Origin of the sequence: Sphingomicrobium arenosum, assembly GCF_026157085.1 — a bacterium.
Taxonomy (GTDB): domain Bacteria; phylum Pseudomonadota; class Alphaproteobacteria; order Sphingomonadales; family Sphingomonadaceae; genus Sphingomicrobium; species Sphingomicrobium arenosum.
Window position 1 is genome coordinate 2,267,965 of the sequence record NZ_JANPVN010000001.1, and the last position, 24,399, is coordinate 2,292,363.

Here is a 24,399-nt window from a genome sequence, read left to right on the forward strand (position 1 = left end):
AGGCATTTTCCCATGACCCGGAGCTTCGGCATCGCGCCCACGGGGGCGGACATGGAAGAGATGGCCCGCGCCGCCTTCGCGCGGCTGCCCGAGGCGTTCACGCAGCATCTCGGCGATGTCGTCATTCTGGTCGAGGATTTCGCCGACGAGGCGACCTTGCGCGCGATGGGGATCGAGGAGCCCTATGAGCTGACCGGCCTCTACGAAGGCCTGCCGATGACCGAGCGGTCGATCGAGCATTCGGGAACGCTGCCCGACAAGGTGCGGCTGTTCCGCCTGCCGATCCTGCTCGAATGGATGGAGCGCGGCGACGAGACACTGGAGCATCTCGTCGCCCATGTGCTGATCCACGAGATCGGGCACCATTTCGGCTTTTCCGACGAGGAAATGCACGCGCTGGAGGACATGGTTTGATCCCGCACCTGCGCTTCGAAGGCGTGACCTGTCGGCGCGGCGGGCGGGTGCTGTTCGAGGCGTTGAGCTTCGAACTGGCGCCCGGGGAGGCGATGCTGCTTACAGGCCCCAATGGGGTGGGCAAATCCTCGCTCCTCCGGGTGGCGGCGGGGCTGCTCGCGCCTGCCGAGGGCCGCGTGGTGAGCCGCTTATTGGCGCTGGCCGACGACCGACTGGCGCTGGAGCGCGACAAGCCGCTGGGCGAGGCGCTGGGGTTCTGGGCGCGGCTCAATGGCGCGGAGGCGCGGCTTGGCGAGGCGATGGACGCAATGGCGCTTGGCGATCTGGCCGATGTGCCGGTGGCTTATCTGTCGACCGGGCAGAAGCGGCGCGCTGGCCTTGCGCGGGTGGCGGCGTCGGGGGCGAGCCTGTGGCTCCTCGACGAGCCCGCCGATGGGTTGGACACCGCCTCGAAAGAGCGGCTGGCCGCGCTGATCGCGCACCATCGCGCAATGGGCGGGGCGGTGCTGGCGGCGAGCCACCAGCCGCTGGGCGATGACTGGCGCGGCCACGAGATTCGGCCATGATGGGGGCGCTGATCGGGCGCGAATTGCGCCGCGCGTGGAGCGGCGGCGCGGGGCTGGCGCTGGTGTTCTTCCTGCTGGTCGCGACGCTCGTGCCCTTTGCGACGGGGCCTGACGGGGCGCTCCTCAATGCTATCGGCGCGGGGATGGTGTGGCTTGCCGCGCTGCTCGCCGCGCTCTTGCCGATCGACCGGTTGGTGGCCCCTGACCTGGCTGACGGGACCGTGGACCAGCTGCGGCTACGCGGCGCGTCGACCGAATGGATCGCGCTCTCAAAGCTGATCGCGCATTGGCTCAGTTTCGGGCCGCCGCTGATGCTCGCGCTGCTGCCCGCAAGCGCGCTGCTGGGGCTCGAGGAATCGAGCCTGCCGCGCATCGCGCTGACGCTGCTGATCGGCACGCCCGCGCTGGCGGGGCTGGGGCTGATGGCGGCAGCATTGATCGCGGGGCTGCCGAGGGCGGGCTCGCTGGCCGGGCTGCTGGTGCTGCCGCTGGGCGTGCCGGTGCTGATCTTCGGCACGGGCGCGGCCGAGGGTCAGCCGGGGGCGCTGGCGCTTCTGGGCGCGGTGTCGCTGCTGCTGACGGGGGCGAGCCCCTTCGTCGCCGGGTTCGCGATCCGCGAAGCTAGTCGTTGACGTAGCGGGCGAAGATGGCGGTGGGCAGGACGAGCCCGCGCCGTTCCTCGCGCACCCCCATCTCGCCGACCTCGACCCGGCCCGGCAGGTGCGCGGCCTGTTGGCGCATCAGTTCGCCGATGGCGAGCGCGCTCATGCGCACGGCATAGACGGTGAGGATACAGAAGCGGCTTTGGTCGTCGAGCAGGCCGATGCAGTCCTTGAGGAGCGGGGCGAGCCCGGTGTCGATGTCCCAGCGCTCGCCCTTGGGGCCGCGCCCGAACTTGGGCGGGTCGAGCATGATGCCGTCGTAGCGCCGTTCCCGCCGCACCTCGCGCGCGGCGAACTTGCCCGCATCCTCGATCAGCCAGCGGATCGGGCGGTCGGCCATGCCCGACAGCGCCGCATTCTCGCGCGCGCCCTCGACCGATTTCTTGCTGGCATCGACATGGACGAGCTCGGCGCCCGTGTCGCTCATCTGCAAGGTGCCGACGCCGGTATAGCCGAACAGGTTCAAGGCGCTGCTGCCCTCGCCCAGTCGCTCGCGGGCGAAGTCCCATTGCGGCGCCATGTCGGGGAAGAAGGCCAAGTGGCGGAAGGGGGTCAGCTGCGCATTGAAGGCGACCGCGCCGCGCTTCAGCGGCCAGCTTTCGGGGACGTCCCGGTAATGCTGCCACCGGCCCTTGCCCTCGGCGTCGCTGGCGGGGACGAATTCGGCATGGGCGTCCCAGTCGTGATGCGCGGGCTCCCACATCGCCTGCGGTTCGGGGCGGATGGTGCGGATGGGGCCGAAGCGTTCGAGCTTTCGCCCGTTGCCGCTGTCGATGAGGGCGTAATCGTCCCACGGCTCGGTGACGAGGGTGAGGAGGTCGCTCATTCGGACGGCTCCCTTGCGGCGTCCTTTCGGCGTTTGGCCGAGGCCAGCAAGAAGATGACGACCGCGATGGCGGCAAAGGCGAACCATTGCATCGCATAGGCGAAATGGTTGTTGCTGATCGCGTCGAGCGAGGGCGGGGCGCTGGGCTGGAGCCCTGCGAGACCTTCGTCGGCGACGAGGCGATAGCGATATTTCTCGTCGGGCCCGATGGTGCCGGTGACGGGGCCACCGGTCCAGTCGGTGCCCGCGACGGGCTCGGTGCTCCAGCCGATCTCGACCGCCGCGCCGGGGCCCTCGGCGCCGAGGCGGCAGTCGGCGACATGGACATAGCCCGAGCGCCCGTCGCGATTGGCGCCGGCCTGATGGCGCCAACCGGTCACCTCGAGACAGGTTAGCGCGGACTTGCGGTAGAGCGGGGGATCGTCGGTGGGGACGGGGGGAAAAGCGATGGCGGGCCGGTCGGCGGCGGCCTCATAGCCCGCGATCAGCGCTTCCTTCTGTTCCAGCCGATCCAATTGCCAGAAGCCGAGGCCGATCATGACCGCGACGGCGATGGCGGTGAGGATCGCGCCGATGACGAAGGCGGTGCGGGTCATTGGGTGCGGCGTCCTTCGCGCGCGTCATTGGTCACCTCCTGGTAGAGGAGGGCGGCCTTGCCGATGCGCAGGCCGAGGATGGTGAGGGCGATGAGGATCGGCACCCAGACAAGGTGCACGTACCACGCCGGTTCGAGCGCTAGCTCGAGCCAGATGGCGGCAACGCCGATCACCGTGCCGAGGATGAGGATAAGGAAGGCGGCGGGACCATCACCGACATTGTAGCGGCCGATATCGAGCCCGCAGGAGGGGCAGTTGTCGGCGAAGGTCAGCAGGCCCTCGAACAGGGTCTTGGCGCCGCAGCGCGGGCAGCGGCCGCCGAGGCTGGCCTGAACCAGCCCCGGCGCCTGTTGCCTAGTGATAGGTCGCGCCCCAGCCACCCCAGACATAGATGGTGGCGAAGAGGAACAGCCAGACGACGTCGACGAAGTGCCAGTACCAGGCGGCGGCTTCGAAGCCGAAATGCTGCTTGGGCGTGAAATCGCCCTTCTTGGCGCGCAGGTAGCAGACGATCAGGAAGATCGTGCCGATGATGACGTGCATGCCGTGGAAACCGGTCGCCATGTAGAAGGTCGAGCCGTAGATGTTGCCGCCATTTTCGGTCGAGAAGGCGAAGGGGGCATGGAGATATTCGAACGCCTGCACGCCCGAGAAGATGAGGCCGAGCGCGATGGTCGCGAGCAGGCCCTTCTTCAAACCTTCGCGGTCGCCGTGGATGAGCGCGTGGTGCGCCCAGGTCACGGTGGTGCCCGAGCAGAGCAGGATCAGCGTGTTGAGGAGCGGATAGCCGAACGGATCGATCACCGCCTGGTTGACGGGCGGCCATACGCCTCCGACGGCGTCGACGGCGGGCGGGAAGAGCGAGGCGTTGAAATAGGCCCAGAACCAGGCGACGAAGAACATCACTTCCGAGGCGATGAAAAGGATCATGCCATAGCGGTGGTGAAGCTGGACCACCGGGGTGTGATCGCCGCCATTGGCTTCCTTCACCACATCGGCCCACCAGCTGTAGAAGGTGAAGAGCACGCCGATGAGGCCGGCGCCGAAGACGAGACCGCCATAGGCATAGTCGTGCATCCATCCGACCGCACCAGCGAGCATGGTCATCGCCGAGACGGCGCCGATCAGCGGCCAGGCGCTGGGGGGAAGAATGTGATAGTCGTGGTTGACGGTGCCAGCCATGAAAAGGTCCTCTAGTTCAGCTTTGCGGGCGTCCTAGCCCGGCTCTCCTCATTTTTCCACCGGGAAAAACGTATAGGAGAGGGTGATCTCGTCGATGAAGTCGGTGTTGGGGTCCTCGGCGATCGCGGGATCGACGAAGAAGATGATGGGCATTTGCGCCGTCTCGCCCGGTTTGAGCGTCTGCTCGGTAAAGCAGAAACATTCGATCTTGGAGAAATATTGCCCCGCCTGCACGGGCGAGACGTTGAAGGTCGCGGTGCCCGTCGTCGTGCGCGCGGTGAGGTTTTGCGCGGTATAATTGACGATGGTGCGCGCGCCGGGATGGATGCGCACGGTCTCCGCGGCCTCGACCTTCCAGGGAAGCGCGCCGTTCATGTTCACATCGAAGCGAACGCCGATCTCGGCCGCCACCGCGCCGGGGGCCTCGGCCGCCTGCTGGGTGGTGCCGCCAAAGCCGGTGACCTGGCAGAAGATGCGGTAGAGCGGGACCGAGGCGAAAGCGACGCCAAGCATCGCCAGCGCGAAGAGCGCGGCGCGAATCGCGATGCGATTGTTGTTTTTCGAGGCGAGCGCCTCGCTCATGAATAGAGCCCCATCTTGGCGATGGTGATGCCGAAGACGAGCACGACGAACGCGATCAGGAGGATCGCCATGACGCGCGCACGCTCGCGCTGGCGGCGGCGATACTCGTTTTCGTCGAAATCGGGAGGCGTGTCGGTCATTTAAAAGAACATCCGGTCGATGGTGAGGATCGCGAAGAGCGCGAAGAGATAGAGGATCGAATAGCCGAACAGGCGCTTCTCGGGCACCATCAGCTTTACCTTGTCGGTGCGGTTGCGCGCGACCTTGATGGCGAGGACGAGGAAGACGGCGTTGAGGGCCAGCGAGGCGAGGCCGTAGACCGGGCTGGCGAGGCCGAGCGGCCAGGGCGCCAGCGCGGCGGCGATCATCGGAAAGGTGTAGATGAGGATCTGGCGCCGCGTCATCGCATTGCCCGACACATTGGGCAGCATGGGGATGCCGGCGGCGTCATAGTCGGTCTTCACGAACAGCGACAGCGCCCAGAAATGCGGCGGCGTCCACAGGAAGATGATCGCGAACATGAGGATGGGCAGGATGGTGACATCGCCCGTCACCGCCGCCCAGCCGATGAGCGGGGGAAAGGCGCCCGCCGCGCCGCCGATGACGATATTCTGCGGCGTGCGGGGCTTGAGCCACATGGTGTAGACCACAGCATAGAAGAAGATCGAGAAAGCGAGGATGGCGGCGGCGAGGACATTGGTCGCCAGCCCCATCAGCACGACCGAGAAGAAGGACAGGCCGATCCCGAAATGCAGCGCCGAGCGCTTTTCCATCCGGCCCGCGGGCAAGGGGCGCCCGGCGGTGCGCTTCATCTTGGCGTCGAGTTCGGCCTCATACCATTGGTTGAGCGCCCCCGAGGCACCTGCCGCCACCGCGATGCACAGGATGGCGGTGAAGGCGAGGACGAAGGGGATCGTCTCGGGCGCCGCGAGCAGGCCGCATAGCGCGGTAAAGACGACGAGGCTCATGACCCGCGGCTTGGTCAGCGCGAACAGGTCGGCGACGCTGGCGGGATAGCGCGGCAGCTCGGTGGCCGGGGAGGCAGCGGGCTTGGCGCCGGGGCTGGAGGAAGCGTTTTCCATGGTCGGGGCTGGCCTATAAAGGCTTGAAGGGACGAGTCAAAGAGGGGCTTGGGGGCAGGGCGCGACTGGGCTAGGCTCATGCCCATGATCCAGCCTGTTGCAGCCCTGCTCGCCGCCCTTGTCGCCACGCATGCGCAGGAGGCCGCGCCGCCTCCCGCCGAGCCGATGGCGATCGCCGCGCCCGAGGCCGTGGAGTCGCCCGCGCAGCTCGTGCGGGTCCGGGTCGAGACGGCGATGGGGCCCTTCGTGCTCGAACTGGACGAGGGCGCGGCGCCGCTGACGGCGGGCTTGTTCCTCGATTATGTCGCCAATGGCGCGCTCGAACATGCGACCTTCTATCGCGCCATGCCCTATGGCGATGCGGGGATCGCGCAATTCGGGATCCGGCGCGGCGACAAGCTGCTGCCCGCGATCGCGCATGAATCGACCGCCGACACGGGGATCCTGCACGAGCGCGGCGTGATCTCGCTGATCGCGCCGCAGCCGGGGCAGGGGCAGGGCGACTGGTTCATCGCGCTGACCGATATTCCGGGCTTCGACGCGAGCGCGGACTTTCACGGCTTCACCCCCTTCGGCCGGGTGGTCGAGGGGATGGAGATCATCGAAGCGATCTTTGCCGCGCCGACCGACCCGCAAGCGGGCGAGGGGGTGATGAAGGGGCAGATGCTGGCCGCCCCGGTCGCGGTGACCGGGGCGAGCCGCGAGGACTAGCGCCCGGTGGCGCGCTGGAACAGCTGGCCGGCGCCCATGAAGATGGTCACGAACAGCGCGTGGATGCCGATGATGAAGGGCGCAGGCTCGCCCTGACCCGCGGCGAAGGCGGCGATCCCCATGCCGATGTAGAGCGTTGCGGCGGTGCGGCACGTCGCGGCCATGCCGGCGGGCTTCAGCCTCGCGAGCGTGGCGCCGAGCGCGAGCAGCGGGACGATCAGATAATAGCCGATGTTGATCGCATTATCCTCGTTGCCGACGATGCCGACGGCGAGGTTGGCCCAGAGGGTGAAGAGTGCGCCGAAGGTCGCGAGCACGGCGGCGATGCGGTAATTCCAGTCGCGGCTGACGCGAACCAGAAGCTCGACGACGAGGCCCGATCCACCGAGGAGGAGGGTGGCGGCGATGAAATCCTCGGGGCCCCATTGCACCTCGGCACCCCCGGCCATGGCGATGGCGGGCAGCGCGAGGAGGACGGCGACGAGGCTCCATGCGATGATGCGCAGGATCTTGAGCAGGCGATCGTCGCCGGAGAGGGAAAGGTCGGTCATGTTGTTGCACCTTGAGATCGTTGAACGAGCCGCAATCATGGCAAGGTGCGCGCATAAGGGCATGAGCGCCCGATAAGGATCAGGTGAGGATCAGCTGAGGATCGGCTGATGTCTGCGCTGGGCGATGAGGATGCCCGCCGTGACAAGGCTACCGAGGAGGAGGCCCTCGACCCCCGCGCTCAGCGCCTGGGCCAGCGTGCCGAACCCCTCGGCGAGTCCCGACAGCCCGCCGCCGTCGATGGCATCGCCGTGGAACTTGCGCGCGAGGCCGAGCAGGCTGGCGGCCATGAGCTTGCCGCCGCCAAGGCTGATCAGTACGCCCGCCAGCCCGCCGCCGATCCCGGCGCCGAGGACGGGACGGGGCCAGCGGCCCTCGACTCCCCCACCGAGCTGCGCGCCCATCGCGATGCCGGCGCCGAGCACCGCGCCCTCGAGGCCGCCCGTGAAGTCGGCATGGGGGGTCGCGAGGAGCAGCGAGAAGCTGCCGCTGGCGAGGAGGTGGAAAAGGTCGCCGACAAGGAAGCCGCCGAGCGCGGCGCCGAGCGCGAGAAAGCCGAAGGGACGGGCAAGGATGCGGCTGGCGGCGGTCATGCCGAGGAGGAGGCCGAGTGCGCCCAGTCCGGCGACGCCCATGGTGATGACGGTCATCACCGTGACGATGACGAGCGCGGCATCGTTCCCGGTCGCCGCGATCATGCCATAGACGAGCCCGCCGACGAGCCCCGCGACGACACCGCCCAGCGTGCCGCCGAGAATGGCGCGTGCGCTGGAGATGGGGCGCGCTGTCGGCGATGACGAAGGCGTTGCCGCGCCGCCTTCCACCGGGGCGATGAAGCGATAGCCGCGGCCGCGCACGGTTTCGATATAGGTCGGCGCGGCGGCATCGTCGCCGAGCGCCTTGCGCACTTCCTTGATGGCCTGGGTGAGCGCTTCGTCCCCGACGGTGACGCCGGGCCAAACCTGCGCGAGCAACTCGTCCTTCGACAGGAGCTGGCCGGGATGGCGCGCTAGCACATCGAGCAGGTCGAAGGCGCGGGGCTGGAGCGCGATGGGGGTGTCGCCGCGCAGAAGGCGCGCTTCCCCCGGCTCGAGGGTGAAAGGGCCGAAGCGAATGGCGCGGGGCTCGGACATGGGCTCATTCATAGCAAAGGGCGGGAGGATGCCTAGCGGAGAGATTGTTCGCTGGCCGGAACGAGTGGCGACAAAGTGGGTTGATTTCGAGAAACCATCTCGCATCTGCAAACAAACTGTGATACAGATGTCATATTATGGCAACGCAAATGAAACATTCCGTCCGCGCTTTCGATGAAGATCTGACCACGCTCCGCGACCTGATCGTGGAGATGGGGGGCATGGCCCGCACCGCGCTCGACGGCGCGATCCACGCGCTCGTCAAGAACGACCGCGCGCTCGCCGAAAAGGTGATCGCGGGCGATGCGGCGATCGACGCGCTCGAGGCGCGGATCGACCAGTTCGCCATCCGCACCATCGCGCTGCGCGCGCCGATGGCCGACGACCTTCGCGACATCATCAGCGCGCTGAAGATCGCCAACGTGCTCGAGCGCGTGGCCGATTATGCCAAGAATATCGCGCGCCGCTCGCGCAAGGTGACCGATGAGGACGCCGATCCGCTGAAGGAACGGCTGGTGGTGCTGGCGAGCCTGTCGGGCGATCTCATCGACAAGGCGGTCAAGGCCTATGCGACCCGCGATGCCGACATGGCGACGCAGGTGTGCAAGGACGACGATGCGGTCGACACGCTCTATGCCGCGATCTTCAAGGAGACGGTCGGCTATATGCGCGGCCATGCCGAGGAGGTCGACTGGGCCGCGCACGGCCTGTTCATCGCCAAGCATCTCGAGCGGATGGGCGACCAGGCGACCAATGTCGCCGAGATCGTCTATTATATGGAAACGGGCGAGCTATTGCCCGACCGCCCCAAACAGGACGAGGCGGCGGCGGAGTAGATCCGCGCGCCGCCCCGGCTCCCACTATTGCTGAACGCGTCGCCTAGAAGGCGAACTGCGCACGCGCGCCGATGACATCGGCCGCATAGTCGGTGTCGCCGTCGGCGGCCGGCGCCGCATCCTCATAGGTGATGTGCGCATAGTTCACGAGGAAGCGCAGATAGGCGTTGGGGTGCCACGAAAGCGCCGCCGCAATGGCATCCTGCGTGCCGCCGATCACGGCTTCGTCGCTGAGGTCGAGCCGGTCGTAACGCAGCACCGCCTGAACGGCGCCAAGGCCGTTCCAGCCGGCGTCGGTCGTGGGCTTCACGCTCTTGAAGGCGCCCGGCGAATAGCTGCGCGCATAGCCCGGCGTCAGCATGTAGCCGACCTCGGCATAGCCGCCGAAGAAGGTCGGATTGTCGCCTGCGATCAGGTCGGGTCGCATCCAGTGGACCTCGCCCGCGGTGTGGAACCGGCCCATGAGCGCGGCGGCCTCGAGCCCGTAGCTCATCTCGCTGGTCGCGCCGAGGCTGCCGGTGTTGATGAGGCGCGTGTCGGGGATGTGGATGAAGGGGCGCTGGCGATAGCGCACGCTTTCGCTGTCATCGTCGAGATCGCGCCAGTGAACCGAGCCGCCAAGATGCAGCTGGGTATCGCCGATCATCGGCGCGTAGACGGCGCGCGCATCGAGGCTGTAGGCCTGCGCCCCATCCTCGCCCAGATCGCCGATGTTCGACCCGAACAGCCCGCCCCAGACGTAAAGGTCGCCCGCATTGCCGTTCGCCGAGATGCCGAGGCGGCGCTCGAAACCGAAGGCGTCGGTGAAGGCGGCGCGCTCCATGAAGCTGATGTCGTTCGACGAGGTGATTTCCTCGAGGCTCTGGAAATTGTTGTGCTGGCCGAGCACCACGCCGACGTCGCCGCCGTCATAATCGATGAAGGCGTCGGTGAAGGCGACTTCATTGTCGGCGAAGTCGAGTTCGAACTTGTAGCCGAAGTCGCCCGGGATATCGCCCGAGACGCCAAGGCGCGCGCGGCGCACTTCGGTCGCATTGCCGAAATCGCCCGAAAGGCCGTCGGGCGCGCCGACGCTGCCCATGTCGAACTGGAGACGGCCGCGCGGCTTCAAGCTCCAGCCGTCCGACTTCTTGAAGCTGGAGATCGCCGGGGTCTTGGCGGCGGCCTCGCTCGCGGCGGTAGCGGTCGTGGCTGCCACGGCGGCCTCGCTGGTGGCGGCGTCGGCGGCGGCGGTGGCCTGTGCGGCCTGCGCCTCGGCGGCGGTCAGGCGGGCACGCAGCGCGGCGGTCTCGGCCTCGAGCGCTTCGAGACGCTCGAGCATGGCGCGGCTTTCCTCGGGGGTGAGGTCCTGCGCGGCGGCGGGCGTGGCGGTGAGCGCAAGGACAAAGCCCATTGCGGTGGTGGTGAACAGCTTGGCCATGACGGCTCCCTCCCTTGGTGTCCCCCGGCGGGACCTATGTGACGTTGCGGTGTCCGTTCGACGACAAAGGCGAAAGCTTGATGGCGGGGACGTGACGGTTCGATGACGCGCGGTAAGTTTGACGCAACAGGCGCGCAATGTGCCTGTCATCGGCGCGAGGCGGAGGTCGTGAGGATGGCGGCGGCGGGGCCAAGGCGGCTTGGCCCCGTCAGTCCTGTCGCTTCGCGCAGGCTGGCTGCGGCTCGGGCTCTTTCGACAAAAGAAAAAGCCGCCCGGTGTCCCGGACGGCTTTGTCTTTTGCGCTGGCCCTCGCCTAGTCGACGCGCGGAAGCGTTTCGAACTGGTGGTAGGGCGGCGGGCTCGACAGGCTCCATTCGAGCGTCGTCGCGCCTTCGCCCCATTCGTTGTCCGGAGCGGGCTTGCCCTTGGCGAGGCTCCAGAAGACGTTGACGAAGAAGATCACCATCGAGGCGGCCATGATGAGATATCCGATCGAGCTGATGCTGTTCCAATAAGCGAAGGCTTCCGGATAGTCGGGATAGCGACGCGGCATGCCGTCGAGGCCGAGGAAGTGCTGCGGGAAGAAGATCACGTTCACGCCGATGAACATGATGAAGAAGTGCAGCTTGCCGAGCAGCTCGTTGTAGCGCTTGCCCGACATCTTCCCGAACCAGTAGTAGAAGCCCGCGAACAGCGCGAAGACCGCGCCGAGGCTGAGCACGTAGTGGAAGTGCGCGACGACATAATAGGTGTCGTGCATGTAGTTGTCGACGCCGCCATTGGCGAGCACGACGCCGGTCACGCCGCCCACGGTGAACAGGAAGATGAAGCCGATCGCCCAGAGCATCGGGGTCTGGAAGCTGATCGAGCCGCCCCACATGGTGGCGATCCACGAAAAGATCTTCACGCCCGTGGGGACCGCGATGATCATGGTCGCGGCGGTGAAGTACATCTTGGTGTTCACGTCGAGGCCGACGGTGAACATGTGGTGCGCCCAGACGACGAAGCCGACGACGCCGATCGCGACCATGGCATAGGCCATGCCGAGATAGCCGAAGACGGGCTTGCGGCTGAAGGTGGCGATGATCTGGCTGACGATGCCGAAGGCCGGCAGGATCATGATATACACTTCGGGGTGGCCGAAGAACCAGAACAAATGCTGGTAGAGGATGGGATCGCCGCCGCCGGCCGCATCGAAGAAGGCGGTGCCGAAGTTGCGGTCGGTCAGCAGCATCGTGATCGCGCCGGCCAGGACCGGAAGCGCGAGCAGCAGCAGGAAGGCGGTGACCAGCACCGACCAGACGAACAGCGGCATTTTATGCAGGGTCATGCCCGGCGCACGCATGTTGAAGATGGTGGTGATGAAGTTGATCGCGCCGAGGATCGAGGCGGCACCGGCAAGGTGCAGCGAGAAGATGGCGAAATCGACCGCCGGGCCCGCCGAGCCCGAGGTGGAGAGCGGGGCGTAGACGGTCCAGCCGGTACCCGCGCCGGTGCCCGTGCCGCCGGGCACGAAGGCCGAGGCGAGCAGCATGAAGAAGGCGACGACGGTCAGCCAGAAGCTGACGTTGTTCATGCGCGGGAAGGCCATGTCGGGGGCGCCGATCATGATCGGCACGAACCAGTTGCCGAAGCCGCCGATGAGCGCGGGCATGACCATGAAGAAGACCATGATGAGGCCGTGCGCGGTGATCAGCACGTTCCAGTGGTGGAGCGCCTCGTTGAAGGTCGCCTCGGTGCCGACGCCGAAGGGCCAGCCCATGGTGTTGAGATACTGGATACCCGGCTCGGCGAGTTCCATGCGCATGATGCCCGAGAAGGCACCACCGATGATCCCGGCGATGATCGCGAAGATCAGATAGAGGGTGCCGATGTCCTTGTGGTTGGTCGACATGAACCAGCGGGCGAAGAAGCCCGGCACGCCATGATCGTCATGCGCGTGGTCGTGCGTGTCGCTCTTGGGAGCGTCGAACGGCAGCGTGTCAGCGGTGGTGGCCATGGGTGATGTCTTCCTTAGGCAGTCGGCTCGGCAGCGGCGGTGTCTTCCGCCTCGGCTGCCTCGGTTTCGGTTTCGTCGGTCGCGGTGTTGGCGTCCTCGGCGGGCTCGCTACCCGGCAGGCTGCCACCCTTGGCGGCGACCCAGGCGTTGAACTCGGCCTCGGGGAGCACTTCGACGGCGATCGGCATATAGGCGTGACGCGCGCCGCACAGCTCCGAGCACTGGCCGAAATAGAGGCCGGGCTTCTCGACATTGACCCAGGTCTCGTTGATGCGGCCCGGCACCGTGTCGAGCTTCATCCAGAAGGCGGGGATGGCGAACGAGTGGATGACGTCGTTGGCGGTCATCAGGAACTTGACGTTCTTGCCCGCCGGGATGACGAGGCGCTCGTCGACCGCGAGCAGCGCGGGGCCGTCGGCGTCGGTGCGGAAGCGGCTGCCTTCCTCGCGATCGGGGTCATTTTCTTCGAGGAGCATGTTCGACACGATGCTGATGCCCATGTCGGGATATTCATATTCCCAATACCACTGGTTGCCGATCACCTTGACGGTCACGTCGGCGGGCGGGGCGTCATACTGCTTCTTGATGAGGCCGATCGAGGGCACCGCGATCACGATGAGGATGAGCACCGGCACGACCGTCCAGATCACTTCGATCGCGGTATTGTGCGTGGTGCGCGAGGGCTCGGGATTGGCGCTGCGGCGATAGCGGACCATCGCCCACAGGAGGAGCACGAGCACGAAGATGCTGATCGCGGTGATGAGCGGAAGCAGCCAGTAATCGTGGAAGTTGGCCGCCTGCTGGCCGACCGCGGTGACCTGGTCCTGGATGCCCATGCGCCCGTCGGGGCCGGCATAACCCTGGGTGGCGTCGAGCCCGACCCAGCTGGGCGCGGCGGCGTCGGCACCGGTGGCGAGGTCCGCCTCGGCGGCGACCTGCTCGCCGATCGGCGTCTCGATTGCTGCCCGCGCCGCGGTCGGCAGGGTGGTGAAGGCGGTGAGGGCGGCTAGCCAGCGTTTCCCGGTCATCGTCATCCTAGGTCTGTCAGTTGTGGGCGCGCGGAGATGCGCGACCCCTATCGCGAATTGCGGCCTCTATAGTCGGCACATCTCTATTGCTCAAGGCCGCAAAAAGGGCGGGGCGGCGCGACTTTACGATGACGCGCGCGCGACCTATGTGCGGGAGCAGGAAGACAAAGGGAAAAGCGATGACCCAAGAGGAAGTTTTGGCCGAATTCCGTAGCGCCGATGCGCTGCTGGAAGGACATTTCATCCTCTCCTCGGGAAAGCGCAGCGCCGCCTACCTCCAATGCGCACGCGTACTGATGGAGCCGGCGCGCGCCGCCCGCCTCGCCGAGGCGCTGGCTGCAAAAATCCCCGCCGAGCTGCGCGACTCCATCGACGCCGTCGTCTCGCCAGCGATGGGCGGGGTGATCATCGGGCACGAAATGGGCCGCGCGCTGGGCAAGCCCGCCATGTTCCTCGAACGCCCCGAGGGTAGCTTCCACCTGCGCCGCGGATTCGCGCTCGACAAGGGCGCCAAGGTGCTGATGGTCGAGGACGTCGTCACCACCGGCCTGTCGAGCCGCGAGGCGATCGACGCGGTGGGGCGCGAGGGCGGCGAGGTCGTGGGCGAGGTCAGCCTCGTCGATCGCGGCGGGGGGACGAGCCTCGGCGTGCCCTATTGGTGCCTGATGGAACTCGACATCCCAGCCTACGATCCCGACGCGCTGCCCCCCGAACTGGCGGCGATCCCCGCAGTGAAGCCGGGAAGCCGCGCGTCGTGAAGGCGCTCCTCCCGCTTCTGTCGATCGCGCTCGCGGGCTGTGTCGTGGCGACCCCCGAGCCGCAACCCGAGCTGGCCGAGGTCGCGGCCACCGATGCCGTCGCCGCGGTGCTCGAGCGGTACCAGTTCGATGGCGAGGTGGCGGTCTCCTACGGCGGCGCGCGGCCCGATTATCGCTATGCCGCGAGCGGCGCCGAGCAGCGCTGGCCCTGGGCGTCGGTGACCAAGCAGGTGGTGGCGACCATCGTCATGCAGGAAGTGGCCAAAGGGCGCCTCGACCTCGATGCGCCGGTGTCGACCTATCTTGCCGACTGGCCCGAGAGCCCCCTGGTCGCGCCGAGCCTGCGGCAATTGCTCCAGCACCAGTCGGGCCTCTACGACCCCGAGGACGATCCCGCCTTCGACTGGAAAGAGGCGCTGCCGCTCGATCCGATGATGTGCGTGGCACGACGCAGCGTGGCGCCGGGCGGCGCCTTCGATTATACCAATTGCGATACGCTGCTCGTCGCCCGGGTGCTCGAGCGCACTACCGACGATGATATCGAGGCGCTGTGGCAGTCGCGGATCGCGCAGCCGGTCGGTCTTGAACAGTCGGGCTTCGCGACCCCGCGCACCCGGCTGGGGCCGAGCGTCAACGGTACGCTCGCGGCGCAGATCGCTCATTATGGCGCGGCCGGCGGGCTGGCCGGAACGGCGAGCGACCTCCTCGCCTTCGACCATGCGCTGATGGACGGGCGCCTGCTGCCCGAGGCGGCGCGCGCCGAGATGTGGACCGGCAATCCGGCGATCGGCTATGCCGCGCTCGGCCAATGGGCATTCGAGGCCCCGCTCGCAGGCTGCGACGGGCCGGTGCGGATCATCGAGCGGCGCGGCGCCATCGGCGGCTACCAGGCGCGCAACTTCATCCTGCCCGATCGCGATGTTGCGATGGTCGCCTTCATCGGCCGGGGCGAGGGCGACTATGCGTTCGGCGAGATCTGGATGGGCGAGGGGCTGTCGTTCGAGATGCTGTCGGCGGCGGCCTGCGCCTCATGACCATGGCGCCGCGCCCCACCACCCTGCGCCTCGGGGTCAATATCGACCATGTCGCGACGGTCAGGAACGCGCGCGGGGGCGATCATCCCGATCCCGTCCGCGCCGCCGAGATCGTGGCGCGCGTCGGCGGCGACGGCATCACCGCGCACCTGCGTGAGGATCGGCGGCATATCCGCGACGACGACTTGCAGCGTATCCAGCAGGCGACCGACCTGCCGCTCAATCTGGAAATGGCGGCGACCGAGGAAATGCTCGAGATCGCGCTCCGCCACCGCCCCCACGCCGCCTGCATCGTGCCCGAGAAGCGCGAGGAGCGGACCACCGAGGGCGGGCTCGATGCCGACGGCCTTCACAACCAGCTCGCCCCCATCGTCACGCGCCTCACCGAAGCGGGCATTCGCGTCTCGCTGTTCATCGAGGCGCAGGAACGCCAGCTCGACGCCGCGCTCCGCCTCGGCGCGCCGGTGGTCGAATTTCACACGGGCGAATATGCTCATGCCTTTCTCGACGGCGATGCGCCGCGACTGGAGCGCGAATTGAAGCGCATCGCCGACATGGCGGCGCTGGCAGCCAAGAACGGCATCGAGCCGCATGCGGGACATGGGCTGACCTACGAGAATGTGCAGCCGATCGCGGCAATCCCCCAGATCGCCGAGCTCAACATCGGCCATTATCTCGTAGGCGAGGCGATTTTCGTCGGGCTGGAGGCGGCGGTGCGGCGGATGCGCGAATTGATGGACGCGGCGCGGTGAACTTGCTGCATTTCCGTCGCCCCAGCGAAGGCTGGGGCCCATGCCAGAGACCTTCCGCGATGCCTCGGGGCATGGATCCCAGCCTTCGCTGGGATGACGCGAAAAGAGGCGCGTCATGATCATCGGGCTGGGCAGCGACCTGTGCAACATCGAGCGCATCGCCAATTCGCTCGAACGGTTCGGCGAGCGCTTCGAGGAGCGCGTCTTCACCGAGGTCGAGCGCGCCAAGGCCCGCCGCCGCCCGTTCACCATCGCCGGCACCTATGCCAAGCGCTTTGCCGCCAAGGAGGCCTTTTCCAAGGCGGTCGGCACCGGCTTCAAGCGCGGCGTCTATATGAAGGACATCGGCGTCGTGAACGCGCCGTCGGGGGCGCCGACGCTGGCGCTGACCGGCGGGGCGGCGGCGCGGCTTGACGAATTGACCCCCGTTGGCCACCGCGTCACCGTCCATGTGACGCTGACCGACGATCACCCCTGGGCGCAGGCCTTCGTGATCCTCGAGGCGCATCCGATCAGAGAAGAAACGTGACAGACCCCGCCCCGACTGCCGAAACACCCAATGCCGACACGCCCGCGCCGTCGCCCGACACCCGCAAGCCGCGTTCGGCGGGCGAGTTGGGGCGCTTCGTCTGGCGTGAGTTGAAGGGGCTGTTCTGGGTCATGCTGGCGGTGCTGGGCTTCCACAGCTTCATCGCCAAGCCCTTCTATATCCCGAGCGAATCGATGATGCCGATCCTGCTCGAGGGCGACCGGCTGGTCGTGTCCAAATTTCCTTACGGCTATTCCAACGTCAGCCCGACCATCCCCAATCCGGCGGCGTTGTCGCGCATGCTCATCATGCGCGGGCCCGCCGAGCCGTGGAGCGTGACCTTGCCGCCGATCGAAGGGCGCCTGTTCGGTCGCTATCCGACGCGCGGCGATATCGTCATCGTCACCCCGCCGGGGCGAAGCGACGATTATATCAAGCGCGTCATCGGCCTGCCCGGGGACACGGTGGCGATCACCGGCGGGCGGCTCGTATTGAACGGCAAGCAGGTGAGCGCCGAGCGCCGCCCCGCCGCGCTCATCCCGGTCGATCCCAATGCGCCCTGCCACCTAATGGACGGCACGCGGGTCAAGGGCGGCGACGGCGCGCTCTACTGCCGCCTGCCGATCGTGCGCGAAACGCTGCCGAACGGCGTGAGCTACGACACGGTCGACCTCGGCTATCGCCGGTCGAGCGACGAGTTCGGGCCGATCACGGTACCCGAAGGCCATGTCTTCCTCCTCGGCGACAATCGCGACAGTTCGGCCGACAGCCGCGTCGCGCTCGAACAGGGCGGGCTCGGTGGGCCGGTGCGGGTCGAACAGATCGGCGGGCGCGCCGAATTCATCACCTTCAGCCTCGACGGCACGACCAGCCTCAATCCGGCGAGCTGGTGGGCAAGCTTGCGCGACGGGCGCAGCTGGTCCAGCCTGCGAACCTCTCCCAGCCAAGGGACCAGCGACTAAATGAGCCAGCCCCCCGAAGCGCAGACCGCCGGACCCACCGAGATCGAGGATCCGCGGCTGCGCTTCGAGGTGAAGCGGGCATTGGTGTGGATCGGGCTGGTGCTGCTGGCGGTCGGCGTCATCATGCTCGCCGCGCCGCTTCTCCTCATCGTCGGCGGACTGGTGTTCGCGGTGCTGCTCGATGGCGGCACGCGGCTCTTGGGCAAGGTGCTGCCGATCGCGCGGGGCCTGCGGCTGCTCCTTGTCGTCCTCGCCTTCTTCGGCTTTCTCGGCTGGACCGTCTGGTATGCGGGGACCAGCTTCGTCGACCAGTTCGCGGCGCTGCGCGACACGGTGGTGACGCAGTTCGAGCGCTTGCTCCAATGGGGCGACCGGGCGGGGTTGATCACCGACCTCACGCTCGACCGGGTCGAGGGGCAATTGTTCGAATCGGTCGGGCGGGTGACCAGCATCCTCGGCACCGCGCTGGGCGCGCTGACGGGGGCGCTGCTGATGGTGGTCATCGGCATCTTCATCGCCGCCGAGCCGCGGCTCTACGACCGCGGGGTGGCATGGATGCTGCCGACGCGGTTGCGGCCCAAATTCTACGAGATTTCGGACCATGTCGGCTATGCGCTCCGCCGCCTGCTCGCGGGGCGCCTCCTCGGCATGTTCATCGAGGGAGTGTTCACCTATGTCATGCTGACACTGGGCGCGCGGCTGATCGGGCTGGAGCCCTTCGCGCTGGCGGCGCTGCTGGCGCTGCTGACGGGCCTGCTCGCCTTCATCCCCAATGTCGGCGCCTTCGTGTCGGGCGTTCTGATGGTGGCGGTGGGCTTTTCGCAATCGAACGAGGCGGGCTTCTACGCCATCTTCGTCTATCTCTTCGTCCAGAATTTCGACGGCTATGTCGTCATCCCCATGATCGCCAAGAAGACCGTCGACCTCGCGCCCGCGCTGGTGCTGGCGATGCAGATCGTGATGGGGACGCTGTTCGGCATCCTCGGCCTCTTGCTGGCCGACCCGCTGATCGCGGCGATCAAGGCCGCGCTCGAGCAATATTCGAAGGTCACCCCGGGCAAGAGCGACGCCCTACCGCCCAAGACAAAACGCCCGGCCAGCGAGGGCTGACCGGGCGTCCGTGTTGCTTGTCGCGTCTCGCCAGGCTCAGCCGGCGAGGGGCGCCTCGGCCTCGGGCGCGGCGGCGTCCGCTTCGGGCGGGAGCTGCTGCGGGGCCTGCTGCTGCTGCATCATGAGCGCGGCACCGCGCACCACGTCGGCGATCTCGATATCGAAATAGAGATCGGCGCCGGCGGGAATGATGCTGCCGGGCGGCGGGGTGTCGCCATAAGCGAGCTCGGCGGGGATGCGCACCTTGTAGGAGCCACCGGGGCGCATCGCCTGCAACGCTTCGGAGAAACCCGCGACCGTCTGGGCGGGCAGCATGGGGATGGGGCGACCTTCGGACGAATCGAAGACGCGGCCATCGGCCAGGCTGCCGGTATAGATCACGAAGGCCCCGTCGACGACGTCGATGGTCTCGCCCTCACCCTCGACGAGGGTGCGGATCGACACGCCATTTTCGGTCGTCTCGGCCTGGAGCGGGCGCGTGGCCACCCAGGCGATGGCGACGCCGAGAACGACGAGCGCGAGCATCGCGAGCCAGAATTTGGCGACCGAGCCCTTGGCGATCGGACGCAACGGGACTTGGGTGACCGACATGACCTACCCCTTGTTAAAGGAAGGTCCTAGCGACCGCCTTCGCGTTCCATGCGCTTGCGCTCGAGCTTGCGCGCACGACGGACAGCGGCGGCCTTTTCACGGGCGCGCTTTTCCGACGGCTTTTCATAATGGCGGCGCAGCTTCATTTCGCGATAGACGCCTTCGCGCTGCAGCTTCTTCTTGAGCGCGCGCAGCGCCTGGTCGACATTGTTGTCGCGAACGATGATCTGCATAAAAAACACCAGCTCCTTTGCCCCGCCGGAAAATGTGGACAGGCGGGTTAATGTCCATAGAGAATCGGGCCGCGAGACCCAGATGGGTCGCAGCGAGGCCGCGCCCTTAGCAAGGTCGGGGGCCATGTTCAAGCGCATAGCTGGCTTTTAGGCGCCTCGTCGCGCCCCTGCCCCGGCCTGTCGGCGATCCGACACAAGTTCCGTCCATCTTCGACGAACCGTTGTTTACCCATGGTAGGACGAAATTCGCCTCATCGCGCATTAACCTTTTGATAGCTATAAGAAATCACCTTGAGTGGATGGAGCGAACAACGAGAGCGGGGACAGGCGTAGTGACGGATTTGGGGCGGCGGAGTCTTTTGAAAGCGGCGGCAGCGGGGAGCGCGGGGATCATCCTTCCCGGCGCGGCGCTCGCGCAGCCGATGAAGGTCGTCACCCCGCGCGCTCGCTCGTCGGCCTGGAATTTCTCGGGCGCGCCCGCGGGCGTCGAACCGCGCATCTTCCAAAAGGCGCTGGCCGCGCTCGAACAGCATCGCGGGCGCCTGCGTCACACCGATCGCATCGGCATCGTCGACTATTCCAGGCATAGCGCGCAGGAGCGTTTCCACATCGTCGACCTCGCCTCTGGCCAGGCGCAGCATTTCCGCGTCACCCACGGCAGCGGCTCGGACCGCAGCCACAATGGCTATCTCGACCAATTCTCGAACGCACATGGCAGCCATGCGAGCTCGCAGGGCGCCTATGCGACGGCCAACCAATATCACGGCAAATACGGCCTCTCGATGAAGCTCGCCGGGTTGGACTTCACCAATTCCAATGCCATGTCGCGCTATATCGTGATGCACTCGGCCAATTACGCCGAACCCGCCATGATCGCCCGCCACGGCAAGCTCGGCAGGTCGCAAGGCTGCTTCGCCTGCGCGAAGCGCGATCACTGGCAGGCGATGAACCTGCTCGGCGACGGGCGCCTGCTTTACGCCGACAAGCTGGCGTAAAACTGCACCGGATCTGGGCTGTCCCGGAAGGTCTGCTTACGACCCCATTGCGGACACTGAGTCGTCATGCAAACTAGTGACATGGATTGCCTTCTAGTCATTGCCACTCTGTGCTTTGCAGACGTGCAAAGTGTTGAAGTCAGCAGCTCAAGCACGACGTCGCGCTGGGCTACTGCTCGTGTTCTAGGCTCGGAAGTCGTCGTCCAGCTTTGGAGCGACAACTTTCGCGGTGAATTTGATGCGCAGCGCATGAGCCGCGCGTGCGTCGAAAACGCTTGCGTCTCCTATCATCGTTGGTGTGAAAGCCGGGATGACGGCTGGACTTGCTATTACTCCACGGAAGACAATGCGGATTACTCACGCTGGCTTCGCATATCTTCGCAGGATGCAGTTTCTTATGCTGAGGTGGAGAGATCGCTGGGACTAATAAGTTCTACGGGACACGTCGTTCCGCTTGCTAACCTTGAGACTGTCTCTCTGAACCCGACTCCCCCGTTTTGCCGACGTGAAGGGCGGGGTCCTCAATGCCCAGACTGATTGCCCGCTTCCCACCCCGATCCTGACCTTGGCCAACGCTCGCTATTCCAAGCCTTGCATGATCATCGCGTTTTATCGAACGTCGCGTCCGTGAAACGCCTCAAATCGCGCATCCCTGTCGAACTCACGATCATCTTCGGGGTGATCACGCTGGTCGGTTGCCTCGGCCTTGGCGTCGGAACCGCCCGGCCCGAAACGGGGGCTTGGTTGCCGGGGCTCATATTCCTTCTTGCCGGGCTCGCCTGCCTTGTGGGCGCGCGGTCGTTGCAGACCGTGTGGGTCGACGCGGGCGCCGTGACGGTGCGCACGATCTCGCTCGCACGATGGCCGATGCACCGCGTCGAACGGATGGCGTTCGATCAGATCGAGCAGTTCGGCGAGCGCGACGAGGCCATGACCGGCGTCGGACAGCGGTTTCTTCACGAGCGCATCTTCAAGGTGGAAAACGCAGACCAGGTCGTCGAAATTCAGACAGCCTACCTCCGCAGCGACGACGTGAATCGCCTTCGGAACCTCTTGCGCTCACGCTCTTCCGCGCCCGTGGCGCGCTAACGAAAAGGCCCCGCCGTCGCCGGCGAGGCCTTTCCCAATTTCATTGACGACGCGACGCCTCAGTCGGCGCTCGCCACCTGCTCGCCCAGCGGGGCCAGTGGGTCGACACCCTTCGGCGCATCGTTGAGCGCCTGGAGTACCGGGGCGTCGCGGTCGTAAATATCCTCATAGGCGAGGATCGAGCCGTCGCCCTTGGCCGCGACCGACATATAGACGATGTAGACGGGCAGCGGGTTGACGAAATTGGCGCCCGTATTCTCGCCCGAATTGACCACCTCGACGGTCTTTTCCGCCGACCAGTCGCCGCCATCTTCCTCGAGCAACATGGTCGCGAGCCCGAGGATATTCTCGGTGCGGATGCAGCCGTGCGAATAGGCGCGCGCCTCATTGTCGAACAATCCGCGCGCATTGGTGTCGTGCAGGTAGATGAGATGCGGATTGTACATCACGAACTTGACCCGCCCGAGCGCGTTCGACGGCCCCGGCGGCTGGCGATAGCGCACGATATTGCCGTCGCCGTCCTTGACCGCCTCATAGCCCGCCTTGCCGCGCACTTCGGGCTCGATCGACTTGGGCACGTTCCAATAGGGGTTAAAGATCACCCCGGTCGCCTCGGCCATCAGTTGGGGCGTCGGCGTGCGCTTGGCCCCCGCGACGGCACGATGGCGCGACTTGGTCTTGCCATTCTCGACCAGCGCGGCGGTATAGGCCGGCACGTTGACGATGATGTAGCGATCCCCAAGATCGCGCGGCAGCCAGCGCCAGCGATCGAGGTTGAGACGAATGTCGGCGATGGCCTCGGCATCGGCGGCCTCGCCTTTGGCGCGCTCGGTCGCGAGCGCGTTGATCAGCGCGGCATATTGCGGGTGCGTCGGCGCGAGCTGGTCGAGCGAGGCGGTGACCGAGGCCGAGGCGATGGCCTGCGCCACATAGGTGCGCAAGGAGCCTTCCTCGGCAAAGTCGGTATCGACGATATGCCAGTCGACGCGGGCGTCATCGCTGGCATGGCCATGGGCGAGATCGCGCGCGAGCGTTTCGAACAGTTCGGTCGCGGCGACCGAAACGCCATTCTGGTTGTTCGCGGCCATGGCAAGGTCGAGCTGGCTGCGGTCGTAATCGGCCGGGTCGAGTCCGAGGGCGCCGACATTGGCGACATAGCTCAGCAATTCCTCGACATCGCCGGCCTGCCAGAAGGGCAGGCGCTCGGCAGGCTCGAGCGGGGCGATGGTGGGCTGGCCGACATCGCGCGCCGGGTCGGCAGGCAGTACGTGCTGATGCGGCGCGCTGGCCTGCGCATCTTGGGCCGAGGGCGTTTCGCCGGGCACTTCGGCACTCGCCGGTTCGGATGCGGGCAGCTCGACCGGCTGGACCGATGCCTGCTGCATCGCCAGCGCCGAGGCGGGCACGAACATGCTCGCTGCGGCGAGCTTGGAGAGGAGGGAGCGCTTCATCGAATATCCTGTGGTCGCAAGGGGTTGGCGACACCCCACATGCCGCCTTGTCGCCCCCCGATAGCTGATGTCGACCATATAGAAGCTGAACGAGGCTTGCCAGCGATTCGCACGGCCATTCGTCGCATCGCGGCGGCGGCTCGCTTGGTCGCCCCTTGGGTCGCGCCCGGGGTCGCGCCAAGCATGGTGAACAGAAATTTCCCCATTTTGCGAATTTGTGACTATAAAGCGCGCACCCCGTCGGTGACGGGCAATGAAGGACGGAAATTTCACATGGTCGAAGCGCGAATCGCCGAGGTCGATCCGGCAGTCGAACGGCGCCGTTCGAAACGGCAGGACGTCGATCTCGACGCGCAGGTGCGCGAAATGGGGGCCGAGGGCACCGAGGCGCGGCTGGTGAACCTGTCGGCGCATGGCTTTTCGGCCGAAGTGCCGGGGCACGAGTTCGAGCCCGGCATGCGCATCTGGCTGATCATCCCGACGCGCGATCGTGCCAGCGCGATGGTCAAATGGATCGCGGGCGACCGGCTCGGCGCGGAATTCTTCGAGGAAGTCGACGTCACCGGACTGGTCGGCGAGGAAGACTAATCCGCGCCTTGCGTCTCCGCCTCGATGAGGGGCAGGAGGCGCGCGGTCATGGCGGTCACGATCGCCTTTATCCCTTCGAAATTGGGATGCACCCCGTCGGGGAGCAGCAATCCCTCGCGGCTCGCGCCTTCGGGGACGAATGGCAGGACGGGCACGTCATAGCGTTCCCCCAGCGCCGGATAAACGGCATCGAAGGCGGCGACATAAGCGGGGTCGTAATTGCGCGCCGCCGGGATGGAGGCGAGGACGACGGCGATGCCGCGCGCTTCGAAGGCCTCGATCATCGCGGCGAGATTTTCCTCCGTCACGCTCGGGTCGAGCGCGCGCAGCATGTCGTTGCCGCCCAGTTCGAGGATCGCCATGTCGGGCACGGCATCGAGACTGTCGAGCGTCCAGCCGAGCCGCTCGCGCCCCTGCGCGCTCGTATCGCCCGACACGCCGGCATCGATGACGGTGGCGGCAATGCCCTCGCGGCGCAGCGCATCCTCGAGCTGGGGCGCGAAGCCGAGACCCGCATCGAGGCCGTAGCCCGCGGTCAGGCTGTCGCCGAAGGCGATGATGGTGATCGTCGGCCTATCACCAACACCCATGTCGTTCGCAGGCTGCTGGGCGCTGCTCGTCGAAAGCACGGCCGTCAGGAGGCTGAAGAAGAGCGCGAGGCGTACCATGGTCCTATGTGCGGCTAGCGCAAGCGGGGCCGCTCGGCAATTGCCAAGCCACT

Annotated in this window: 30 protein-coding genes; 14 read left to right on the plus strand and 16 right to left on the minus strand. The window is 66.5% G+C overall.

What is annotated here, in order from left to right; translation table 11 throughout:
* Positions 1–12: 12 nt before the first annotated feature.
* The 3 genes from NUW51_RS11365 to NUW51_RS11375 are packed head-to-tail and all read left to right on the plus strand — an operon-like array spanning position 13 to position 1,612.
* Complete coding sequence (locus tag NUW51_RS11365; RefSeq protein ID WP_265587632.1) at positions 13–414, plus strand: metallopeptidase family protein; 402 nt, start codon at positions 13–15, stop codon at positions 412–414.
* Positions 411–980 carry a heme ABC exporter ATP-binding protein CcmA gene (gene ccmA / locus NUW51_RS11370; RefSeq protein ID WP_265587633.1) on the plus strand — a complete coding sequence of 190 codons (570 nt, stop codon included), beginning with the start codon at positions 411–413 and terminating at the stop codon, positions 978–980. Before NUW51_RS11365 ends, ccmA begins: the two co-directional genes overlap by 4 nt.
* A complete protein-coding gene (locus NUW51_RS11375) occupies positions 980–1,612 on the plus strand; it encodes a heme exporter protein CcmB (RefSeq protein WP_265587978.1) in 633 nt (210 codons plus the stop codon). The genes ccmA and NUW51_RS11375 overlap by 1 nt, the downstream gene beginning before the upstream one ends.
* On the opposite strand, the gene NUW51_RS11380 is transcribed toward NUW51_RS11375, so the two are convergent.
* From NUW51_RS11380 to NUW51_RS11410, 7 genes are read right to left on the minus strand one after another with little or no spacing between them, the layout of a single operon-like run.
* Positions 1,602–2,468 carry a class I SAM-dependent methyltransferase gene (locus NUW51_RS11380; RefSeq protein ID WP_265587634.1) on the minus strand — a complete coding sequence of 289 codons (867 nt, stop codon included), beginning with the start codon at positions 2,466–2,468 and terminating at the stop codon, positions 1,602–1,604. The two genes, NUW51_RS11375 and NUW51_RS11380, sit on opposite strands and share 11 nt — an antisense overlap.
* The gene (locus NUW51_RS11385; RefSeq protein WP_265587635.1) at positions 2,465–3,064 is read right to left on the minus strand and encodes an SURF1 family protein; all 600 of its coding nucleotides are present in this window, start codon (positions 3,062–3,064) and stop codon (positions 2,465–2,467) included. The genes NUW51_RS11380 and NUW51_RS11385 overlap by 4 nt, the downstream gene beginning before the upstream one ends.
* Positions 3,061–3,444, minus strand: coding sequence for a DUF983 domain-containing protein (locus tag NUW51_RS11390; protein WP_265587636.1), 384 nt, complete (start codon positions 3,442–3,444; stop codon positions 3,061–3,063). The genes NUW51_RS11385 and NUW51_RS11390 overlap by 4 nt, the downstream gene beginning before the upstream one ends.
* Positions 3,419–4,246, minus strand: a complete 828-nt coding sequence (locus NUW51_RS11395; RefSeq protein WP_265587637.1) for a cytochrome c oxidase subunit 3 — start codon at positions 4,244–4,246, stop codon at positions 3,419–3,421. Before NUW51_RS11395 ends, NUW51_RS11390 begins: the two co-directional genes overlap by 26 nt.
* 48 nt (positions 4,247–4,294) lie before the next feature.
* On the minus strand, positions 4,295–4,828 hold the full coding sequence (locus tag NUW51_RS11400; RefSeq protein ID WP_265587638.1) for a cytochrome c oxidase assembly protein: 534 nt from the start codon (positions 4,826–4,828) through the stop codon (positions 4,295–4,297).
* Entirely contained in the window at positions 4,825–4,968 is a 144-nt protein-coding gene (locus NUW51_RS11405) for a hypothetical protein (protein ID WP_265587639.1), read from the minus strand. The genes NUW51_RS11400 and NUW51_RS11405 overlap by 4 nt, the downstream gene beginning before the upstream one ends.
* Entirely contained in the window at positions 4,969–5,910 is a 942-nt protein-coding gene (locus NUW51_RS11410) for a heme o synthase (RefSeq protein ID WP_265587640.1), read from the minus strand.
* 84 nt (positions 5,911–5,994) lie between these two features.
* Between NUW51_RS11410 and NUW51_RS11415 the strand changes: the two genes are divergently transcribed.
* Complete coding sequence (locus NUW51_RS11415) at positions 5,995–6,621, plus strand: peptidylprolyl isomerase (RefSeq protein ID WP_265587641.1); 627 nt, start codon at positions 5,995–5,997, stop codon at positions 6,619–6,621.
* Here NUW51_RS11415 and NUW51_RS11420 read toward each other — a convergent pair.
* Positions 6,618–7,172, minus strand: a complete 555-nt coding sequence (locus NUW51_RS11420; protein ID WP_265587642.1) for a hypothetical protein — start codon at positions 7,170–7,172, stop codon at positions 6,618–6,620. The two genes, NUW51_RS11415 and NUW51_RS11420, sit on opposite strands and share 4 nt — an antisense overlap.
* A 90-nt stretch (positions 7,173–7,262) precedes the next feature.
* Positions 7,263–8,303: a winged helix-turn-helix domain-containing protein gene (locus NUW51_RS11425; RefSeq protein WP_265587643.1), complete on the minus strand. Its 1,041-nt coding sequence runs from the start codon at positions 8,301–8,303 to the stop codon at positions 7,263–7,265.
* Positions 8,304–8,452: 149 nt separating this feature from the next.
* Between NUW51_RS11425 and phoU the strand changes: the two genes are divergently transcribed.
* Positions 8,453–9,139, plus strand: a complete 687-nt coding sequence (gene phoU, locus NUW51_RS11430; RefSeq protein WP_265587644.1) for a phosphate signaling complex protein PhoU — start codon at positions 8,453–8,455, stop codon at positions 9,137–9,139.
* A 43-nt stretch (positions 9,140–9,182) separates the two neighbouring features.
* Here phoU and NUW51_RS11435 read toward each other — a convergent pair whose 3' ends face one another.
* From NUW51_RS11435 to coxB, 3 genes are all read right to left on the minus strand, one after another.
* Positions 9,183–10,559, minus strand: a complete 1,377-nt coding sequence (locus NUW51_RS11435; protein ID WP_265587645.1) for an OprO/OprP family phosphate-selective porin — start codon at positions 10,557–10,559, stop codon at positions 9,183–9,185.
* A 313-nt stretch (positions 10,560–10,872) separates the two neighbouring features.
* On the minus strand, positions 10,873–12,558 hold the full coding sequence (ctaD, locus tag NUW51_RS11440) for a cytochrome c oxidase subunit I (RefSeq protein WP_265587646.1): 1,686 nt from the start codon (positions 12,556–12,558) through the stop codon (positions 10,873–10,875).
* 14 nt (positions 12,559–12,572) lie between these two features.
* The gene (gene coxB / locus NUW51_RS11445) at positions 12,573–13,586 is read right to left on the minus strand and encodes a cytochrome c oxidase subunit II (protein WP_265587647.1); all 1,014 of its coding nucleotides are present in this window, start codon (positions 13,584–13,586) and stop codon (positions 12,573–12,575) included.
* A gap of 179 nt (positions 13,587–13,765) precedes the next feature.
* Here coxB and pyrE point away from each other — a divergent pair, with 179 nt between their 5' ends.
* The 6 genes from pyrE (at position 13,766) to NUW51_RS11475 (ending at position 18,731) form a co-directional block, all read left to right on the plus strand.
* Entirely contained in the window at positions 13,766–14,344 is a 579-nt protein-coding gene (pyrE, locus tag NUW51_RS11450; RefSeq protein WP_265587648.1) for an orotate phosphoribosyltransferase, read from the plus strand.
* Complete coding sequence (locus tag NUW51_RS11455; RefSeq protein ID WP_265587649.1) at positions 14,341–15,378, plus strand: serine hydrolase domain-containing protein; 1,038 nt, start codon at positions 14,341–14,343, stop codon at positions 15,376–15,378. The genes pyrE and NUW51_RS11455 overlap by 4 nt, the downstream gene beginning before the upstream one ends.
* Positions 15,375–16,130 (plus strand): pyridoxine 5'-phosphate synthase, encoded by a 756-nt coding sequence (locus NUW51_RS11460; RefSeq protein ID WP_265587650.1) that lies wholly within the window; start codon positions 15,375–15,377, stop codon positions 16,128–16,130. The genes NUW51_RS11455 and NUW51_RS11460 overlap by 4 nt, the downstream gene beginning before the upstream one ends.
* A 115-nt stretch (positions 16,131–16,245) precedes the next feature.
* A complete protein-coding gene (acpS, locus tag NUW51_RS11465; RefSeq protein ID WP_265587651.1) occupies positions 16,246–16,659 on the plus strand; it encodes a holo-ACP synthase in 414 nt (137 codons plus the stop codon).
* Positions 16,656–17,621 (plus strand): signal peptidase I, encoded by a 966-nt coding sequence (lepB, locus tag NUW51_RS11470; RefSeq protein ID WP_407696343.1) that lies wholly within the window; start codon positions 16,656–16,658, stop codon positions 17,619–17,621. Before acpS ends, lepB begins: the two co-directional genes overlap by 4 nt.
* Positions 17,622–18,731 carry an AI-2E family transporter gene (locus NUW51_RS11475; protein ID WP_265587652.1) on the plus strand — a complete coding sequence of 370 codons (1,110 nt, stop codon included), beginning with the start codon at positions 17,622–17,624 and terminating at the stop codon, positions 18,729–18,731.
* Positions 18,732–18,767: 36 nt separating this feature from the next.
* Here the strand turns inward: NUW51_RS11475 and NUW51_RS11480 are convergent, their stop codons facing one another.
* Both NUW51_RS11480 and rpsU read right to left on the minus strand, forming a co-directional pair.
* On the minus strand, positions 18,768–19,322 hold the full coding sequence (locus tag NUW51_RS11480; protein WP_265587653.1) for an FKBP-type peptidyl-prolyl cis-trans isomerase: 555 nt from the start codon (positions 19,320–19,322) through the stop codon (positions 18,768–18,770).
* Positions 19,323–19,348: 26 nt separating this feature from the next.
* Complete coding sequence (gene rpsU, locus NUW51_RS11485; protein ID WP_245112460.1) at positions 19,349–19,555, minus strand: 30S ribosomal protein S21; 207 nt, start codon at positions 19,553–19,555, stop codon at positions 19,349–19,351.
* A 332-nt stretch (positions 19,556–19,887) separates the two neighbouring features.
* Here rpsU and NUW51_RS11490 point away from each other — a divergent pair, with 332 nt between their 5' ends.
* Positions 19,888–20,550 carry a murein L,D-transpeptidase catalytic domain family protein gene (locus tag NUW51_RS11490; RefSeq protein ID WP_265587654.1) on the plus strand — a complete coding sequence of 221 codons (663 nt, stop codon included), beginning with the start codon at positions 19,888–19,890 and terminating at the stop codon, positions 20,548–20,550.
* A gap of 627 nt (positions 20,551–21,177) precedes the next feature.
* Complete coding sequence (locus tag NUW51_RS11495; RefSeq protein ID WP_265587655.1) at positions 21,178–21,639, plus strand: hypothetical protein; 462 nt, start codon at positions 21,178–21,180, stop codon at positions 21,637–21,639.
* A gap of 59 nt (positions 21,640–21,698) precedes the next feature.
* Here the strand turns inward: NUW51_RS11495 and NUW51_RS11500 are convergent, their stop codons facing one another.
* Positions 21,699–23,090 (minus strand): L,D-transpeptidase family protein, encoded by a 1,392-nt coding sequence (locus NUW51_RS11500; protein ID WP_265587656.1) that lies wholly within the window; start codon positions 23,088–23,090, stop codon positions 21,699–21,701.
* A 273-nt stretch (positions 23,091–23,363) separates the two neighbouring features.
* On the opposite strand from NUW51_RS11500, the gene NUW51_RS11505 reads away from it, so the two are divergent.
* The gene (locus NUW51_RS11505) at positions 23,364–23,678 is read left to right on the plus strand and encodes a PilZ domain-containing protein (protein ID WP_265587657.1); all 315 of its coding nucleotides are present in this window, start codon (positions 23,364–23,366) and stop codon (positions 23,676–23,678) included.
* On the opposite strand, the gene NUW51_RS11510 is transcribed toward NUW51_RS11505, so the two are convergent.
* Positions 23,675–24,346 carry an arylesterase gene (locus NUW51_RS11510; RefSeq protein ID WP_265587658.1) on the minus strand — a complete coding sequence of 224 codons (672 nt, stop codon included), beginning with the start codon at positions 24,344–24,346 and terminating at the stop codon, positions 23,675–23,677. The genes NUW51_RS11505 and NUW51_RS11510 overlap by 4 nt on opposite strands.
* Positions 24,347–24,399 lie beyond the last annotated feature (53 nt).

What these genes read in the sequence shown, in the direction of transcription:
- NUW51_RS11405 (WP_265587639.1), bottom strand. Translation starts at nt 4,968, where the DNA reads ATGACCGACACGCCTCCCGATTTCGACGAAAACGAGTATCGCCGCCGC.
- ctaD (WP_265587646.1), bottom strand. Translation starts at nt 12,558, where the DNA reads ATGGCCACCACCGCTGACACGCTGCCGTTCGACGCTCCCAAGAGCGAC.
- NUW51_RS11365 (WP_265587632.1), top strand. Translation starts at nt 13, where the DNA reads ATGACCCGGAGCTTCGGCATCGCGCCCACGGGGGCGGACATGGAAGAG.
- NUW51_RS11435 (WP_265587645.1), bottom strand. Translation starts at nt 10,559, where the DNA reads ATGGCCAAGCTGTTCACCACCACCGCAATGGGCTTTGTCCTTGCGCTC.
- phoU (WP_265587644.1), top strand. Translation starts at nt 8,453, where the DNA reads ATGAAACATTCCGTCCGCGCTTTCGATGAAGATCTGACCACGCTCCGC.
- NUW51_RS11375 (WP_265587978.1), top strand. Translation starts at nt 980, where the DNA reads ATGGGGGCGCTGATCGGGCGCGAATTGCGCCGCGCGTGGAGCGGCGGC.
- NUW51_RS11475 (WP_265587652.1), top strand. Translation starts at nt 17,622, where the DNA reads ATGAGCCAGCCCCCCGAAGCGCAGACCGCCGGACCCACCGAGATCGAG.
- NUW51_RS11425 (WP_265587643.1), bottom strand. Translation starts at nt 8,303, where the DNA reads ATGTCCGAGCCCCGCGCCATTCGCTTCGGCCCTTTCACCCTCGAGCCG.
- NUW51_RS11460 (WP_265587650.1), top strand. Translation starts at nt 15,375, where the DNA reads ATGACCATGGCGCCGCGCCCCACCACCCTGCGCCTCGGGGTCAATATC.
- acpS (WP_265587651.1), top strand. Translation starts at nt 16,246, where the DNA reads ATGATCATCGGGCTGGGCAGCGACCTGTGCAACATCGAGCGCATCGCC.
- NUW51_RS11415 (WP_265587641.1), top strand. Translation starts at nt 5,995, where the DNA reads ATGATCCAGCCTGTTGCAGCCCTGCTCGCCGCCCTTGTCGCCACGCAT.
- NUW51_RS11510 (WP_265587658.1), bottom strand. Translation starts at nt 24,346, where the DNA reads ATGGTACGCCTCGCGCTCTTCTTCAGCCTCCTGACGGCCGTGCTTTCG.
- NUW51_RS11505 (WP_265587657.1), top strand. Translation starts at nt 23,364, where the DNA reads ATGGTCGAAGCGCGAATCGCCGAGGTCGATCCGGCAGTCGAACGGCGC.
- NUW51_RS11385 (WP_265587635.1), bottom strand. Translation starts at nt 3,064, where the DNA reads ATGACCCGCACCGCCTTCGTCATCGGCGCGATCCTCACCGCCATCGCC.
- NUW51_RS11380 (WP_265587634.1), bottom strand. Translation starts at nt 2,468, where the DNA reads ATGAGCGACCTCCTCACCCTCGTCACCGAGCCGTGGGACGATTACGCC.
- NUW51_RS11480 (WP_265587653.1), bottom strand. Translation starts at nt 19,322, where the DNA reads ATGTCGGTCACCCAAGTCCCGTTGCGTCCGATCGCCAAGGGCTCGGTC.
- pyrE (WP_265587648.1), top strand. Translation starts at nt 13,766, where the DNA reads ATGACCCAAGAGGAAGTTTTGGCCGAATTCCGTAGCGCCGATGCGCTG.
- NUW51_RS11500 (WP_265587656.1), bottom strand. Translation starts at nt 23,090, where the DNA reads ATGAAGCGCTCCCTCCTCTCCAAGCTCGCCGCAGCGAGCATGTTCGTG.
- NUW51_RS11420 (WP_265587642.1), bottom strand. Translation starts at nt 7,172, where the DNA reads ATGACCGACCTTTCCCTCTCCGGCGACGATCGCCTGCTCAAGATCCTG.
- NUW51_RS11395 (WP_265587637.1), bottom strand. Translation starts at nt 4,246, where the DNA reads ATGGCTGGCACCGTCAACCACGACTATCACATTCTTCCCCCCAGCGCC.
- NUW51_RS11410 (WP_265587640.1), bottom strand. Translation starts at nt 5,910, where the DNA reads ATGGAAAACGCTTCCTCCAGCCCCGGCGCCAAGCCCGCTGCCTCCCCG.
- coxB (WP_265587647.1), bottom strand. Translation starts at nt 13,586, where the DNA reads ATGACCGGGAAACGCTGGCTAGCCGCCCTCACCGCCTTCACCACCCTG.
- NUW51_RS11400 (WP_265587638.1), bottom strand. Translation starts at nt 4,828, where the DNA reads ATGAGCGAGGCGCTCGCCTCGAAAAACAACAATCGCATCGCGATTCGC.
- rpsU (WP_245112460.1), bottom strand. Translation starts at nt 19,555, where the DNA reads ATGCAGATCATCGTTCGCGACAACAATGTCGACCAGGCGCTGCGCGCG.